The sequence below is a fragment of the Dyella sp. EPa41 genome (assembly GCF_016586165.1).
Classification (GTDB): Bacteria; Pseudomonadota; Gammaproteobacteria; order Xanthomonadales; family Rhodanobacteraceae; genus Dyella.
The window spans coordinates 1-1,022 of record NZ_BCPR01000154.1 but is presented as its reverse complement, the minus strand read 5'-3'; the positions used below and the strand labels follow the sequence as shown (position 1 = coordinate 1,022).

General features: G+C 65.7%; 1 protein-coding gene. It reads right to left on the bottom strand.

What is annotated here, in order from left to right; genetic code table 11:
• Positions 1-5: 5 nt before the first annotated feature.
• The coding region (tuf, locus tag JMF82_RS21845) for an elongation factor Tu (RefSeq protein ID WP_201316627.1) at positions 6-1,022 on the bottom strand (1,017 nt) is incomplete at its 5' end.

Below are 1,022 nucleotides of genomic sequence, written 5' to 3'. Positions count from 1 at the left end.
ACTACTTACTTGATGACCTTGGCCACCACGCCGGCGCCGACGGTACGGCCGCCTTCGCGAATGGCGAAGCGCAGGCCCTGGTCCATGGCGATCGGGTGGATCAGGGTGACCACCATCTTGATGTTGTCACCCGGCATGACCATTTCCACGCCTTCCGGCAGTTCGATCGCGCCCGTCACGTCGGTCGTGCGGAAGTAGAACTGCGGGCGGTAGCCCTTGAAGAACGGGGTGTGACGGCCGCCCTCGTCCTTCGACAGCACGTACACTTCGGCTTCGAACTCGGTGTGCGGGGTGATCGTGCCCGGCTTGGCCAGCACCTGGCCGCGCTCGACGTCGTCGCGCTTGAGGCCGCGCAGCAGCAGACCGGCGTTGTCGCCCGCCTGGCCCTGGTCCAGCAGCTTGCGGAACATTTCCACGCCCGTGACCGTGGTCTTCTGGGTCGGGCGGATGCCCACCACTTCCACTTCGTCACCGACCTTGATGATGCCGCGCTCGATACGACCGGTCACCACGGTGCCGCGGCCCGAGATCGAGAACACGTCTTCCACCGGCATCAGGAACGGCTGGTCAATCGCGCGCTGCGGCTCCGGAATGTACGTGTCCAGCGCGTCCACCAGCTTGATGATCGCCGGCACGCCGATTTCCGACTGGTCGCCTTCCAGCGCCAGCTTGGCCGAACCGTGGATGATCGGGGTGTCGTCGCCCGGGAAGTCGTACTTGCTCAGCAGCTCGCGCACTTCCATCTCCACCAGCTCGAGCAGCTCGGCGTCGTCCACCATGTCGGCCTTGTTCAGGAACACCACGATGTACGGCACGCCCACCTGGCGCGACAGCAGGATGTGTTCGCGCGTCTGCGGCATCGGGCCGTCCGCGGCCGAGCACACCAGGATCGCGCCGTCCATCTGCGCCGCACCCGTGATCATGTTCTTCACGTAGTCGGCATGGCCCGGGCAGTCCACGTGGGCGTAGTGGCGGGTCGGCGATTCGTATTCCACGTGCGCCGTCGAGATCGTGATGCCACG